Origin of the sequence: Curtobacterium sp. NPDC098951 (assembly GCF_044759965.1) — a bacterium.
GTDB lineage: Bacteria > Actinomycetota > Actinomycetes > Actinomycetales > Microbacteriaceae > Curtobacterium.
This window is the reverse complement of the sequence record NZ_JBIWAG010000004.1, coordinates 136,253-150,313: the sequence shown is the minus strand read 5'-3', so window position 1 is coordinate 150,313 and position 14,061 is coordinate 136,253. Positions and strand designations below refer to the sequence as shown.

Annotated in this window: 15 protein-coding genes and 1 tRNA gene; 12 read left to right on the top strand and 4 right to left on the bottom strand. The window is 73.2% G+C overall.

The window, feature by feature from the left end; genetic code table 11:
- The first annotated feature begins 27 nt into the window (after window positions 1-27).
- From ACIQUC_RS13145 to ACIQUC_RS13125, 5 genes are all read left to right on the top strand, one after another.
- A complete protein-coding gene (locus tag ACIQUC_RS13145) occupies window positions 28-438 on the top strand; it encodes a molybdopterin-binding protein (protein WP_022906322.1) in 411 nt (136 codons plus the stop codon).
- The gene (locus ACIQUC_RS13140; RefSeq protein ID WP_402267607.1) at window positions 435-1,607 is read left to right on the top strand and encodes a ThiF family adenylyltransferase; all 1,173 of its coding nucleotides are present in this window, start codon (window positions 435-437) and stop codon (window positions 1,605-1,607) included. Before ACIQUC_RS13145 ends, ACIQUC_RS13140 begins: the two co-directional genes overlap by 4 nt.
- Window positions 1,604-2,425, top strand: coding sequence for a molybdate ABC transporter substrate-binding protein (gene modA / locus ACIQUC_RS13135; protein WP_402267604.1), 822 nt, complete (start codon window positions 1,604-1,606; stop codon window positions 2,423-2,425). The genes ACIQUC_RS13140 and modA overlap by 4 nt, the downstream gene beginning before the upstream one ends.
- 102 nt (window positions 2,426-2,527) lie before the next feature.
- Window positions 2,528-3,298, top strand: a complete 771-nt coding sequence (locus tag ACIQUC_RS13130; protein ID WP_402268014.1) for an ABC transporter permease — start codon at window positions 2,528-2,530, stop codon at window positions 3,296-3,298.
- Window positions 3,295-4,326, top strand: a complete 1,032-nt coding sequence (locus tag ACIQUC_RS13125) for an ABC transporter ATP-binding protein (protein ID WP_402267601.1) — start codon at window positions 3,295-3,297, stop codon at window positions 4,324-4,326. The genes ACIQUC_RS13130 and ACIQUC_RS13125 overlap by 4 nt, the downstream gene beginning before the upstream one ends.
- A gap of 28 nt (window positions 4,327-4,354) precedes the next feature.
- On the opposite strand, the gene ACIQUC_RS13120 is transcribed toward ACIQUC_RS13125, so the two are convergent.
- The 3 genes from ACIQUC_RS13120 to ACIQUC_RS13110 are packed head-to-tail and all read right to left on the bottom strand — an operon-like array spanning window position 4,355 to window position 7,091.
- A complete protein-coding gene (locus ACIQUC_RS13120) occupies window positions 4,355-4,594 on the bottom strand; it encodes a MoaD/ThiS family protein (protein WP_022906317.1) in 240 nt (79 codons plus the stop codon).
- A gap of 2 nt (window positions 4,595-4,596) precedes the next feature.
- Entirely contained in the window at window positions 4,597-5,640 is a 1,044-nt protein-coding gene (gene moaA, locus ACIQUC_RS13115; protein ID WP_402267596.1) for a GTP 3',8-cyclase MoaA, read from the bottom strand.
- 5 nt (window positions 5,641-5,645) lie between these two features.
- The gene (locus ACIQUC_RS13110) at window positions 5,646-7,091 is read right to left on the bottom strand and encodes a glycosyltransferase 87 family protein (protein ID WP_402267593.1); all 1,446 of its coding nucleotides are present in this window, start codon (window positions 7,089-7,091) and stop codon (window positions 5,646-5,648) included.
- A 54-nt stretch (window positions 7,092-7,145) separates the two neighbouring features.
- Between ACIQUC_RS13110 and ACIQUC_RS13105 the strand changes: the two genes are divergently transcribed.
- Genes ACIQUC_RS13105 through pheA form a run of 4 tightly spaced genes read left to right on the top strand, consistent with a single transcriptional unit; the run spans window position 7,146 to window position 10,485 of the window.
- Entirely contained in the window at window positions 7,146-8,468 is a 1,323-nt protein-coding gene (locus tag ACIQUC_RS13105) for a molybdopterin-dependent oxidoreductase (protein WP_402267591.1), read from the top strand.
- Window positions 8,465-8,902 (top strand): hypothetical protein, encoded by a 438-nt coding sequence (locus ACIQUC_RS13100; RefSeq protein ID WP_402267588.1) that lies wholly within the window; start codon window positions 8,465-8,467, stop codon window positions 8,900-8,902. The genes ACIQUC_RS13105 and ACIQUC_RS13100 overlap by 4 nt, the downstream gene beginning before the upstream one ends.
- Before the next feature lie 28 nt (window positions 8,903-8,930).
- Entirely contained in the window at window positions 8,931-9,476 is a 546-nt protein-coding gene (locus ACIQUC_RS13095; protein ID WP_022906312.1) for a MarR family winged helix-turn-helix transcriptional regulator, read from the top strand.
- A gap of 52 nt (window positions 9,477-9,528) precedes the next feature.
- Complete coding sequence (gene pheA / locus ACIQUC_RS13090; protein WP_402267585.1) at window positions 9,529-10,485, top strand: prephenate dehydratase; 957 nt, start codon at window positions 9,529-9,531, stop codon at window positions 10,483-10,485.
- 57 nt (window positions 10,486-10,542) lie between these two features.
- Here pheA and ACIQUC_RS13085 read toward each other — a convergent pair whose 3' ends face one another.
- On the bottom strand, window positions 10,543-11,613 hold the full coding sequence (locus tag ACIQUC_RS13085; protein WP_402267582.1) for a diacylglycerol/lipid kinase family protein: 1,071 nt from the start codon (window positions 11,611-11,613) through the stop codon (window positions 10,543-10,545).
- Between the two features lie 163 nt (window positions 11,614-11,776).
- Here ACIQUC_RS13085 and serS point away from each other — a divergent pair, with 163 nt between their 5' ends.
- From serS to ACIQUC_RS13070, 3 genes are all read left to right on the top strand, one after another.
- Complete coding sequence (gene serS / locus ACIQUC_RS13080) at window positions 11,777-13,042, top strand: serine--tRNA ligase (RefSeq protein ID WP_402267579.1); 1,266 nt, start codon at window positions 11,777-11,779, stop codon at window positions 13,040-13,042.
- A complete protein-coding gene (locus ACIQUC_RS13075) occupies window positions 13,039-13,893 on the top strand; it encodes an HAD family hydrolase (protein WP_402267576.1) in 855 nt (284 codons plus the stop codon). Before serS ends, ACIQUC_RS13075 begins: the two co-directional genes overlap by 4 nt.
- Before the next feature lie 52 nt (window positions 13,894-13,945).
- A tRNA-Ser gene (locus ACIQUC_RS13070) sits at window positions 13,946-14,030 on the top strand.
- Window positions 14,031-14,061 lie beyond the last annotated feature (31 nt).

Here is a 14,061-nt window from a genome sequence, read left to right as displayed (position 1 = left end):
CCCCATACCGGTATCGTGCCGAGGACCATGACGAAGCTCCGCATCCGCGACGCCGCGCGGTACCTCGGCGTCAGCGACGACACCGTCCGACGGATGGTGGACGCCGGTGTGTTCACCCGGTCGACGGACGGCTCCGGCCGGACGGTCGTCGACGGTCGCGAGCTCGCGACGCACATCCGCGGGACCGCCGCCCAGCTCGACGACCCGTCCGGGGCGAGGAGCTCGGCCCGCAACCGGTTCGTCGGGATCGTCACCGACCTCGTCGTCGACGGGGTGATGGCGCAGGTCGAGCTGCAGAGCGGCCCGCACCGTGTCGTGTCCCTGATGAGCGCCGAGGCCGTCCGCGACCTCGGGCTCGAGGTCGGCACCGTCGCGGTGGCCTCGGTCAAGGCGACGATGGTCTCGGTCGAGGTGCCGGCGGAACCGGCCGACGCATGACCGACGACCGACGCCGGCTGATGTCGCGCACCGCAGCGCTCGCGGGTGCCGGTGACCGGGCCGTCCGGGCGCTGGCCGAGGCGAGCGTCCTCGTCGTCGGGGCCGGCGGCCTCGGCGCACCCGTGCTGACCTACCTCGCCGGGTCGGGGCTCCGCCGCGTCACCATCGTCGACCTCGACGTCGTCGACACGTCGAACCTCGCACGGCAGACGCTCTTCGCCCGGGCGGACGTCGGCCGTCCCAAGGCGGAGTGCGCGGCCGAGCGTGTCCGTGGCGTCGACCCGGAGCTCGAGGTGGTGGCGATCGCCGAGCCGTTCCGCCCGGAGCACGTCACGGGGCACGACGTGGTCGTCGACGCCGCGGACAGCGTCGAGGTCACCCGGGCGATCTCGGACGCCTGCGCCGCGGCCGGGATCCCGTTCGTCTGGGGGACCGTGCTCGGGACCGACGGGCAGGTGTCGGTGTTCCACGACGCCGGCCCGGAACCGATCGACTTCCACGACCTGCACCCGGACGCCCTGCCGGACGAGGGGTCCTGCGCGCTCGACGGCGTGCTCCCCGCGCTCTGCGGTGCCGTCGGCAGCGTGATGGCGGCGCAGGTGACGGCCCTCGTCGCCGGCATCGGCGAACCGTTGACCGGTCGCGTGCTGACGGTCGACGCCCGGCGCTGGCGGTGGACCGAGAGCACGCTCCGCCGCGGCCCCGGGTCCCGCCGCCCGGCCCCGACGGTCGACGACGCCCCGCCCCGGATCGCACCGGCTGCACTCGCCGCGCGACTCGGCCGGTCGGCCGACGGGAGCACGAGCGACGGCAGCACGGACGACGGCAGCACGAGCGACGGCAGCACGAACGACGGCAGCACGAGCGACGGCCGGTCGGCTGACGGCAGGTCCGACGCGACCGTCCTCGTCGACGTGCGCACCCCGGCCGAACGGGCCACCGGCATCGTCCCCGGCAGCCTCCGTCCGGAGGACCTCCCCGCGGACGACGACCGGCCCCTCGTGGTGGTGTGCGCGAGCGGCGTCCGCGCGACCGCCTGGGCGCGCACCGCCCGCGCCGCGGGGCGCGACGCGACCGTGCTCGACGGTGGCATCCAGGCGTGGCAGCGTGAGGGACTGCCGATGACCATCCCCGCATCGGCCGCAGATGCGGGTACGATCGGGGAATGACGACGCACGTGCGGAACGCCGCCCTCCTGCTCGCCGCTGCCGCACTCGCCGCCGTCGGCCTCGCGGGATGTGCGACGACCGGCACGGCCGCCCCGAGCGCGAGCGCGCGCACCGCGTCGTCCGGCAGCGCATCGGCGAGTCCGACCGGCACGATCACCGTCTTCGCGGCGGCGTCGCTCCAGAAGACCTTCACCACCCTCGGCGAGCAGTACGAGGCCGCCCACCCGGGGACCACGATCACCTTCTCGTTCGCCGGGTCGAGCGACCTCGTCACCCAGATCCAGAACGGCGCCCCCGCCGACGTCTTCGCCTCGGCCGACGAGGCGAACATGCAGAAGCTCGTGGGGACCGACGTCGCCGCCGGCACCGCGCACGACTTCGCCACGAACGTCCTCGAGATCGCCGTGGCACCCGGCAACCCGAAGGGGATCACCGGCCTCCGGGACCTGACGGCGTCGGACGTGCAGCTCGTCACGTGCGCGACCCCGGTTCCGTGCGGCGCCGCGACCGCGAAGGTCGAACGGGCGAGCGGCGTCGACCTCCGCCCGGTCAGCGAGGAGCAGTCCGTGACCGACGTCCTCGGGAAGGTCGAGTCCGGGCAGGCGGACGCCGGACTCGTCTACGTCACCGACGTCGAGGGCGCAGGCGGCAAGGTCGACGGCGTGCGCTTCGACGCCGCGTCGAAGGCCGTGAACACCTACCCGATCGGTGTCCTGCGGGACGCGGCGAACCCGCGCCTCGCCGAGTCGTTCACCGCGTACGTCCGCTCCGACGCCGGCCGGGAGGTCCTCACCGCCGCCGGCTTCGGCGCCCCCTGACCCGTGCCCGAGGCGACCGAGCCGACCGGTGACGCCGGCCGCACCCCCGACCGAGCGGTCCGCACCGCCGGGCCGCGGGCGGTCCGCGCCGTCCGGACGCCGGTGCCGTGGTGGCTCCCGCTCCCGGCGGTGCTCGGCGGCCTGTTCGTCGTGGTGCCGGTCCTCGCGATGGTCGGCCGCGTCGACTGGGGCTCCTTCGGCGCACTCGTCACCTCGACCGCGTCGCTGACCGCCCTCGGGCTGAGCCTCGGCACCGCGGCGGCCGCGACGGGGATCGCGTTCGTGCTCGGGTACCCGCTCGCCGTGCTCTTCGCCCGGTCGACGTCGCGGTGGATCGGCGCGGCCCGGGCACTCGTCCTGCTGCCGCTCGTGCTCCCGCCGGTGGTCGGGGGACTGGCGCTCCTCGCGGCGTTCGGTCGACTCGGCGTGGTCGGCGCGTGGCTCGACGACCACGGCCTCCGCATCGCCTTCACCACGACCGCGGTCGTCATCGCCCAGACCTTCGTCGCGATGCCGTTCCTGGTGTCGTCCATCGAGGGGGCGCTGCGCGTCGGCGGCGACCGGTTCGAACGGGTCGCCGCAACGCTCGGCGCGTCCCCGACCCGGACGTTCCTGACCGTGACGACACCACGCGTACTGCCGGGGATCCTCGCCGGCCTCGTCCTCTGCTTCGCCCGCGCGCTCGGCGAGTTCGGGGCCACCCTGACCTTCGCCGGCAGCCTGCAGGGCGTGACCCGGACGCTGCCGCTCGAGATCTACCTGCAGCGCGAGATCGACCCGGACACGGCGGTCGCGCTGGCCCTCGTGCTGGTCGTCGTCGCGCTCGTGGTCATCGGCGCGTCCGCGGTCCGCACCCGGACGGTGATCGCATGACGAGCGACCACCCGGGACACGGCGGCCTCCGCGCCCACGTCGTGGTGCCGGACCGCGGCGTCGACGTGCGACTCGACGTCGCCCCGGACGAGTGCGTCGCGCTGGTCGGTCCGAACGGCGCGGGCAAGTCCACCGTCGTCGAGACCCTCGCCGGCCTGCTGCGGGTCCGGTCCGGCGCGGTCATCCTCGGCGGGCGCGACCTGACGGGCGTCCGCGCACACCGCCGCGGCGTCGGCCTCGTCGCGCAGCGCGCCGACCTCTTCCCGCACCTGTCGGTCGCCCGCAACGTCGCGTACGGACCGCGCGCGACCGGTTCCGGCGGCCGGGAGGCGCGACACCGGTCCGACGCGGCCCTCGCCGCCGTCGGCGTGGCCGGGTTGGCGGACCGCGCCCCCGGGACGCTCTCGGGCGGACAGGCCCAGCGCGTCGCGATCGCCCGGGCACTCGCCACCGACCCCGTGCTCCTGCTCCTCGACGAGCCCACCTCGGCGCTCGACGTCGACGCCCGCGCCGAGGTCCGGACCGCCCTGGGCACCGCCCGCACCGGTCGACCGACGGTCCTCGTCACGCACGACCCGCTCGAGGCCGTCGGCCTCGCGGACCGCATCGTCGTGCTCGCGGGTGGCCGGGTGGTCGAGCAGGGACCGACCGCCGCCGTCCTCGGTCGTCCGACCAGTGCGTTCGCGGCGTCCTTCTCGGGGCTGACGCTCGTCGGCGGCACCGCCACCCGGGGTGGGATCGCACCGGTCGACGGCGGCGAGCTCGTCTCGACGACGCACACCGTGCCTCCCGGATCGCCCGCCCTCGCCGCCTACCACCCGACGGTCGCCGTCGTGACCCGCGACGGCGCCGGACCGACGCGCCGGGTGACCGCGCTCGAGCCGCGGGACGGACTCGTCCGGGTGCGGGCCGGTGCCCTCGTGGCCGACGTCACCGTGGCGGTCGCGGCGACGCTCGGACTCGTCCCCGGGGACGTCGTGCGCATCGCCGTGCCGCCGGACGAGCTGACGGTCTACCCGCCAGCCTGACCCGACGCTCTGCGCGGGACGGACCGGTTCAGCCGCCGGCGAAGGGCGGCATCACGTCGACGACCGCCACGCCGTCGAGCCGGGTCGACCGGTCGCGCGTGGTCACCCCGTCGACGAGGTAGGAGCACCGTTCCTGCAGTGCCCGCCAGCGGTCGGGGTCCTCGGCCGTCACCGACCGCAGCGCGTCGTCGAGCGCCGAGGCCCGCACGGTGACCTCGTCCGCGCCGACCGCAGCACGGGCCGCCGCGAAGAACCGGATCGTCGTCACGCTCAGCCCCCGATCGCGCTCATGCCGCGGGTGGGGTGCACGAGGTCGTCGCTGTCGTCGCCGTGGTCGCGGGGCTTCGCCCACATCGCCCGACGCCAGAGCTCGGCGACCTCGTCGTCGGAGGCACCGGCGCGCATCGGACCGAGGACGTCGGTCTCGTCGTCCGAGAACAGGCAGCTCCGGACGTTGCCGTCGGCGGTCAGGCGGGTGCGGGTGCAGTCGGCGCAGAACGACTCGGTGATGCTCGCGATGATCCCGATCGTGCCGAGCTCGGCGCCGACTCCGCCGTCGGCCGTCCGCGCGAGCACGCGGAAGCGCTCGGCGGGAGCACCGTCGCGGGGTGCCTCGTCCGGCACCAGGGCGAACGTGTCCGACAGCATCGCGCGGGTCTCGGCCGCGGTCACCATCGACGTGCGGTCCCAGGCGTGGTCGGGGTCGAGCGGCATCTGCTCGATGAACCGGAGCTCGTAGCCACGGTCGAGGCACCACTGCATGAGGTCGGGTGCGAGGTGGTCGTTCACGCCGCGCAGCAGCACCGCGTTCACCTTGATCGCGAGACCCGCTGCCCGAGCGGCCTCGAGCCCGGCGATGACCTTGTCGAGGAACGGGCGCCGGGTGACGGTGGCGAAGACGTCCGGGTCGACGGTGTCGAGCGACACGTTCACGCGTCGGAGGCCGGCGTCGTACAGCGCGGCCGCGCGGTGGGCGAGCCCGATCGCGTTCGTCGTGAGCGAGAGCTCGGGGGCGTCGGGCAGGGCCGCGCAGCGGGCGATGACGTCCACCAGGTCGTGGCGGAGCATCGGCTCGCCGCCCGTGAACCGGACCTTGCGCACGCCGAAGCGCTCGGAGCCGAGCCGGACGAGGCGCTCGATCTCGGCCGCGGTCATCAGCGCGTCGTCGGGGGCGAACGGCAGGCCCGCCGCCGGCATGCAGTAGGTGCACCGGAGGTTGCAGCGCTCGGTCAGCGACACGCGCAGGTCCACGGCGCGCCGTCCGAACCGGTCGAGCAGGCCGTCGGAGGAGCCGAGCAGGGTCGCTGGTGCCATGGGCGTCAGCGTACGTCCTCGGCGGCCCCGGCACCTGACGACTGCGCGATCGCGCGTTGCCGGAAGGCGAGCCGGCGACCCCAGCGCCCCCAGTCGGCACGCCCCGTGCGCACCAGCGTGACGACCACGATGACGGCGATTGCGGCGGCGAGCCACCACCGGTACGCGTCCGCTGACGGCCACACCCCGCGCAGGGCGATCGCGAGTCCGATCGACAGCCACTCCCAGCGGCCCGAGAGCACCACGAACGGGATGAGGAGCAGGGCGTACCAGGGGTAGCGCGGGGTCACCGCGAGGAACGTGACGCCGATCATGAGGACCTCGCCGGACCAGGGACGCGACGGGTCGGACAGGCGCCAGGCGACGAAGGCCGCCGCCAGCACGAGCAGGCCGACCACGATCGTCGCCGCGTCGCCGTGGAACACGACCGAGACGAGGGCGAACCGGGAGCCGTCCTCGTAGCCCTCCTCCGACAGGTACCCCGGCAGGTAGCCGAGGACGTCGAGGCCGGTCGACAGCACGTACGGCACGTAGAGCAGACCGAAGAACGCGATGCCCACCGGGATCGCCCACCAGTGCCGCCACCGGCCGAGGAGGGGCGGGTACACGATCGCGGGGATGAGCTTCGTCGCCGTCGCCGCGCCGAGGGCGATCCCGCCCCAGATCGGCCGACCGAAGACGACGAGCACGGCACCGGCGGTCGCGAGGGCGGCCCCGAGGGCGTCGACGTGCGAGTTCGTCACCGCCTCGGAGGCGACGAGCGGCGACCAGGCCCAGAGCGCCGCCCACCAGGTCGGACGACCGAGCTTCCGCAGCACCGCGACGAGCCCGACGGTGACGCCGAGCGACACGACCAGCCCGGCGACCTGGAACGGCATGTACTGGGCGGTGGCCGGTACGAACGCCCGGACGAGGGCGAACCAGAGCTGGGCCATCGGCGGGTAGATCGTCACGACGTCCGAACGGTTGATCGCGACGCAGTGCCCGTCGGCACCGTCGCCGAGCCCGCGGAAGCGCGGTTCGAGCGGCTTGCACGTGCCGTCGACCTTGTCCGGGAACAGCCAGTCGGGGCGCAGACCGGACAACGCCGTCGACTGGGGCGTGTGCGCGTACGGTGAGATCCCGGCGTGCTGCACGATGCCGTCCCAGGCGTAGCGTGCAGAGTCGGTACTGGTGTTCGGCGGCCCGGCGATGGCGGCGAGCCCCACGACCAGACCACCTCCGACCACCAGCCACGTCATCCACTTCGCCGGCACGAACCGCAACGCGAGCACCGCCGCGGCGAACACCGCCCAAGCGATCAGGGTCCACGCAACGAATGGGGAACGATGACCGGACCGGAGGAACCCCAGATGCGTGACGCCGAAGGCGATGACGCCCGCAAGGGCGAGCACGCCGACCACGGCCAGCACGGTCGGCAGGAGTCGGCCGGGGCGACGTCGTTCACTCATGGTCCGTCGAGGCTATCCATGGTCCGCGGGCTGCTGCTGGATGCACGATCCGTGATGGCGTCCCCGAACCGGAACGCGCGGTCGGCGGTCGTGCTCGGGCGGCTGCTCGGCATCGCCTTCCTGGTCTGCTTCGGGACCGGTGTCTTCAGCTACTTCCTGCAGGAGCCGCTGTCGTGGATGCGCTTCCCGACCCGGCCCGTGCAGCTCTACCAGATCACGCAGGGCGTGCACATCACGGCGGGCATCGCGATCATCCCGCTGCTGCTCGCGAAGCTCAACACGGTGATGCCGGCGCTCCTGCAGACCCCGCCGGTCCGCGGGCCGCTGCACCTGCTCGAGCGGCTGTCGATCGCGGTGTTCGTCGCGTCGGCGATCGTGCAGGTGACCACCGGCCTGCTGAACACCTACCAGTGGTACCCGTGGCCGTTCCCGTTCAAGCAGGTCCACAACGCGCTCGCGTACGTGCTCATCGGGTCGCTCGTGCTGCACATCGGCGTGAAGCTCCGCCTGATCACCCGGTACTGGCGGAAGCGGGACTCCTACGACGAGCACGGACGCTTCGTGGTCGATCCCGACGCGGGGAGCGAGCTGCTCCCGCCGGTCCAGACGCAGCCCGCCGCGTCGGCTCCGGGCGCGCAGCCCGGCACCCGGTACCCCCGCGGCCTCACCGGCCGCGTGCTCCGCTGGGTCGACGGCGTGCCGGCCGGACCGCCGGCCGACGCGGCGGAGCCGAGCCGCGCCTCCCGGACCACCGCCGGGCAGGCGGACGGACGCCGCCAGCGGGTCGCACGTCGCGGGTTCTTCGCCGGGGTCGCCGCGGCGACCGTCGGGGTCGTCGCACTGACCGCCGGACAGTCCTCGGTGCTCGCCGAGCCGTTCAACGTCTTCGGTGCCCGGCAGCGGCACCGCGGTCCGAACGACCTGCCGGTGAACCGCACGGCCCGCGCCGCCGGCGTGTTGGCCACCGCCACCGCGGCCGACTGGACCCTGACCGTCGTCGGCCACGACGTCAGCCGCACCTTCTCGCGGGCGGAGCTCGTGGCGCTCGGCGGGGCCGTCGCCCGGCTCCCGATCGCCTGCGTCGAGGGCTGGAGCCAGATGGCGACCTGGAAGGGCGTGCGGATGGTCGACCTGCTCGCGGCCGTGCAGGCGGCGCCGGGATCGCACGTGCGGGTGACCAGCCTCGAGCGGCACGGCGGCTACCGGATCATGGACATGGGCCCCGAGTACGCCGAGGACCCGACCACGCTCATCGCGCTCGAGCTGAACGGCGCGACGCTCGACCTCGACCACGGGTTCCCGGCGCGGATCATCGCTCCCGGACGACCCGGAGTGCTGCAGACGAAGTGGATCGAGAAGATCGAGGTGATCGCATGAGGGCCGCACGCATCGTGCTCGTCGTGGTCGGCGTGCTCGTCATCGCGTTCGGGGCGTACGTCCTCGTGACGACCGTCCGACCGAACCGGATCTGGGGGCTGGCGACCTGGCTCCTCGGGGCTGTGGTCCTGCACGACGCGATCCTGTCGCCGTTCGTCGTCGGTGCGGGACTGCTGCTGCGCCGGACCGGGCGGACGATCCGGTCGTGGGCCCTCGTCGTCGTGCAGGCGGTCGTCGTCCTCGGGAGCGTGCTCGCCCTGGTCGTCCTGCCCGAGATCGCGGCCAAGGCGCACGGGCAGAAGAACCCGACCGTGCTGCCGTTCGACTACGGTGCCCGGCTGCTCATCGTCGAGGGGGTGCTGCTGCTCGTCGTGGTGGCGGTGCTCGTCATCGCAGCGCGGCGTCCGGCCCGACCCCGCGTGACCACTGGTTGAACCGACAACCTTTCGGTAGGGTGGGAGCATGACCGACGACACCCCGTGGCTCACCCGCGACCAGCTGCGCGCGTGGATGAAGCTCGTCGCGGTCATGGAGCTCCTGCCCGCAGCGCTCGACCAGCAGCTCCAGCGTGACGCCGACCTGACGCACTTCGACTACATGGTCATCGCGATGCTCTCGGAGACCGACTCCCGGACGCTCCGGATGTCGGCGCTCGCCTCGGCGACGAACGCCTCGCTGCCGCGGCTGTCGCACGTGGTGTCCCGGCTCGAGAAGCGCGGACTCGTCTCGCGCTGCCCCTCGACCGACGACCGGCGGGCGACCGACGTGCGGCTCACGGACGCCGGCTACGCGACCATCGTCGACGCGGCGCCGGACCACGTCCGGACCGCTCGCCGCATGGTGATCGACGCGCTGAGCGACGAGCAGGTTGGGCAGCTCGACGGCATCGCCGCGGCGCTCCTCAGCCGGCTCGACCCCGAGGGGCGCTTCGCCGCGCTGACCTACCCGCGCGACGACGACGAGCCCGCCATCTGCGAGGCCCGACTGACCGGCACGGCGACTGACTGACGCCACCGGCACGCACGCCTGCGGGCCGCGGGCGTTGCAATAGGCTCGCGGCATGACCGAGTCCGCCGCGCCGTCCGACACGTACTCCTACCTCGGACCCGCCGGCACCTTCACCGAGGCCGCGCTCAAGCTCGTGGACGCGGCGGCGGGCAAGCCCTGGCGGAGCGTGAACAACGTCGGGGAAGCGCTCGACGACGTCGTCAGCGGCCGGTCGATCGGCGCGGTGATCGCGATCGAGAACAGCGTCGACGGCGGTGTCAGTGCGACGCAGGACGCCCTCGCGCGGATCCCCGGCGTCCGCATCGTGGGGGAGTACCTCGTCCCCGTCGATTTCGTGCTCGTCGCCCGGCCCGGCACCGCGCTCGCCGACGTCCGGACCGTGAACGCCCACCCCGTGGCCTACGCCCAGACCCACCACTGGCTCGAGGCCAACGTCCGCGGACACGGGCACATCCCGGCGTCCTCGAACGTCGCCGCCGCGGCCGCCCTGCTCGACGAGCACCCCACCGCCGACGCCGCCGTCGCACCCCCGGGGATCACCGACCACTACGCGCTCGAGGTGCTCGCGTCGTCCATCGGGGACAACGCCTCGGCGGTCACCCGGTTCGTGCTCGTGTCGAAGACCCTGGCGCTGCCCGCCCCGACCGGCGCCGACAAGACGAGCGTCATCGTCGAGCTGCCGGCCGACCACCCCGGCGCCCTCGTCGACATGCTCGAGCAGTTCGCGACGCGGGGGATCAACATGGGGCTGCTGTCCTCGCGGCCCATCGGCGACGAGCTCGGGCGGTACCGGTTCGTCATCGACCTCGACGGGCACGTGCGGGACGAGCGCGTGGCCGACGCCCTGCTCGGGTTGCGGCGGTTCAGCCCGCGCGTGACGTTCCTCGGGTCGTACCCGCGGGCCGACGGGGTGCGCCCCGAGGTGCCCGCCCGCTACTCGGACGTCGCGTTCGTCGAGGCGCGCGACTGGTTGCGCGCGATCGTGTCCGGCGAGCCCCAGGCGGACTGAGCCGCGCGGCGGCCACGGCGCCGCCGCGCGTCAGCGTCGGCGACCGCGCGCCGGGCGTCAGCGCCGGCGACCGCGTGCCGGACTCGGCTCGACGTCGGGGACCCGCACGTCGAGCGAACCGGGGTCGATCCGCGCCCGGAACGCGACGATCTCGCCCACCGGGTCGCCGTCGATCTCGAACTCGTCCGGCTTCGACAGCCGCAGCGTGAACTCCTCGCCGCGCATGTACCGCAGCGGGCGCTCCTGCTTCGCGGCCGTGGTGATCCGGCGGCCGATCAGCGTGTCGGACAGGGCCGACCGACGGAACGACCGCAGGATCGCGTTCTCCCAGAAGACCCGGGCGCCGATCCGGACCCAGCCGAAGAAGCCGCGCGGGCGCATCACGACGATGTCGAACACCCCGTCGTCGATCTCGGCGTCGGGCAGGAGCATGGCGTTGGCCTGCAGCATGCCGCAGTTGCCGACGATGACGGAGTGCGCCCGGACCGAGCCGTTGCGCGCCGATTCGTCCAGCCGGTACTTGAACTCGAAGCCGTCGGCGTCCCGAACCGAGCGCAGCAGCGAGTCGAGGTACGCGAGCCACCCGACGCGCTTCTTCAGCTCGGGCCGGGTGTTGGCGATCATGCGGGCGTCGAGCCCGAGGCCGGCCATCACGACGAACCCGTACTTGTCGCGGGACCCGTCCGGACGTTCGACGCCGAGGAGCCCGAAGTCGATCGGCCGGTCGTGCCCGACGAAGATCGCCTTCGCCATCCCGCCGAGGTCGTCCAGCGGCAGCTTCATGTTGCGCGCGAGGAGGTTGCCCGTGCCGCTCGGCAGGAGCGCGAGCGAGGCGTCCGACCCGTGCACCACCTCGGCGACGGCACGGACGGTGCCGTCCCCGCCGGCGGCGGCGACGACGTCGGCTCCGGCCTCGAGCGCTGCGCGGGCCATCCCGCCGCCCGGGTCCTCCTCGGTCGTCTCGAACCAGAGGGTCTCGGCCCAGCCGGCCTCCTGCTGGTGCTTCTCGACGGTGCGCTTGAGGGTCGGCAGGTGGACCTTGACCGGGTTGTAGACCACCGCGGCCGTCCGCTGCTCGGTCTGGAGGGCGTCCTGGCCCGCAGACGCGGTCTCCGATGGGGTCGACATGCAGCCAACGGTACCGATCGGATGCTGCGAGGGGATGCCGGGATCGACCCGTCGCGGGCCTGGAGGCGCGGGGCGGGCCCGCACCGCGCCTCCAGGCCGTCTCGCACCCACCTCGGACCCGCCTCGCACCCGGCCCGCAACCGGCGCTGGCTAGGATGATCCGGTGATCGATCCCCAGCTCCTGCGCGACAACCCTGACGTCATCAAGGCCTCGCAGGAGGCGCGCGGCGCCTCCGTCGCCGTCGTCGACGAGGCCGTCGCCGCCGATGCGGCCAGGCGGAGCGCGATCACCTCGTTCGAGTCCCTCCGGGCCGAGCAGAACGCCTTCGGCAAGACCGTCGCGAAGGCCCCGAAGGACGAGAAGGCCGCGCTCGTGCAGCAGGCCCAGGCGCTCGCCGCGCAGGTGAAGGAGGCGCAGGCGACCGTCACCGCCGCCGAGGAGTCCTTCAACGCGGTGGTCCGGAGCATCCCCAACGTCGTGCTGCCGGACGTGCCGAAGGGCGGCGAAGACGACTTCGTCACGCTCCGCACCGTCGGCACGAAGCCCGAGTTCGACTTCGAGCCGAAGGACCACGCCGACCTCGGCGAGCACCTCGGCATCATCGACATCCCGCGTGGCGTGAAGGTCTCCGGCTCGCGGTTCTACTTCCTGCGCGGCCTCGGCGCCCGGCTGGAGATCGCCCTGATGTCGCTCGGCCTCGACCGCGCGATCGCCGCCGGGTTCGAGCCGCTCATCACCCCGACGCTCGTGCGCCCCGAGACCATGGCCGGTACGGGCTTCCTCGGCGAGCACGCGGCCGAGGTGTACCGGCTCGAGGCCGACGACCTCTACCTGACCGGCACGAGCGAGGTCGCCCTCGCCGGCTTCCACGCCGACGAGATCCTGTCGTTCGACGACGGCGACGGCCTGCGCTACGCCGGCTGGTCGACCTGCTACCGCCGCGAGGCGGGGTCGGCGGGCAAGGACAACCGCGGCATCCTCCGCGTGCACCAGTTCAACAAGCTCGAGATGTTCGCCTACGTCCACCCGGACCAGGCCGAGGCCGAGCACGCCAAGCTCGTCGGGTACCAGGAGCAGATGCTGCAGGACCTCGGGCTGCACTACCGCGTGATCGACGTGGCCGGCGGCGACCTCGGCACGAGCGCCGCGCGCAAGTACGACATCGAGGCGTGGGTCCCGACGCAGGGCACCTTCCGCGAGCTCACCTCGACGTCGAACTGCACGACCTTCCAGGCGCGTCGCCTCGACATCCGGTACCGCACCGAGAGCGGGAAGACCGCGCCCGTCGCGACCCTCAACGGCACGCTCGCGACCACCCGGTGGATCGTCGCGATCCTCGAGACCCACCAGCAGGCCGACGGCTCGGTCGTCGTGCCCGAGGTCCTCCGTCCGTACCTCGGCGGCGTCGAGGTGATCGAGCCCCGATGAGCACGCAGGGTCGGTTCGTCGACGGCGCGGCCGGTGCGGGAGCGCCCGCCCGTACGAAGCGCTGGTTGGTGGCGCTCGACATCGACGGCACCACCATGCGCGAGGACGGGGTCGTCACCGACGCCGTGATCGCCGCACTGCACGCTGCCGAGGCAGCCGGGCACGAGGTCATGCTCTCCACCGGTCGCAGCGAGGGCATGACCGTGCCGCTGCTGGACACGCTCGGCATCGAGCCGAAGTACCTCGTCTGCGCGAACGGTGCGCTCACCCTCGCCCGCCGCCCCGACGGGTCCTACGAGCGGGTGCACGTCGAGCAGTTCGACCCGAGCGAGGTCCTCCGGACGATCCACGGCGCCCTCGAGAACGCCGCGTTCGGCGTCGAGGACCAGACCGGCCACTTCCTGCTCTCCGGCAACTTCCCCGACGACACGATGACCGTCGCCGGTGAGCACGTGCCGTTCGAGCAGCTGCTCGGCGTCGAGGCCACCCGCGTCGTCGTCATCTCCCCGGGCCACGACACCGAGGACTTCCTGCAGGTCGTCGAGCAGATGGGGCTGCACAAGGTGTCCTACTCGGTCGGCTGGACGTCGTGGCTCGACATCGCACCCTTCGGTGTCACCAAGGCCACCGCGATGGAACGCGTGCGCGAGTGGCTCGACATCCCGCGCTCCCGGGTCTTCGCCGCCGGTGACGGCCGCAACGACATCGACATGCTGCGGTGGGCGTCGACCTCCGGCCGCGGCGTCGTCATGGGCCAGGCGCCCGACGACGTCGTCGACGCGGGCAACGAGATCACCGGTGGCGTGACCGACGACGGCCTCGCGGCCGCGCTCGACTCCCTGCCGCGCTAGCCCGGTAGACTTCTCGGGACGCGATCACGTCTCGCCACGTGGTCGCGTCGCTGGAGGGTTGTCCGAGCGGCCGATGGAGCCTGTCTTGAAAACAGGTGGGCAGAGATGTCTCGTGGGTTCGAATCCCACACCCTCCGCCCTAAAGGAGGCTCGTCGATCCGCACAGAC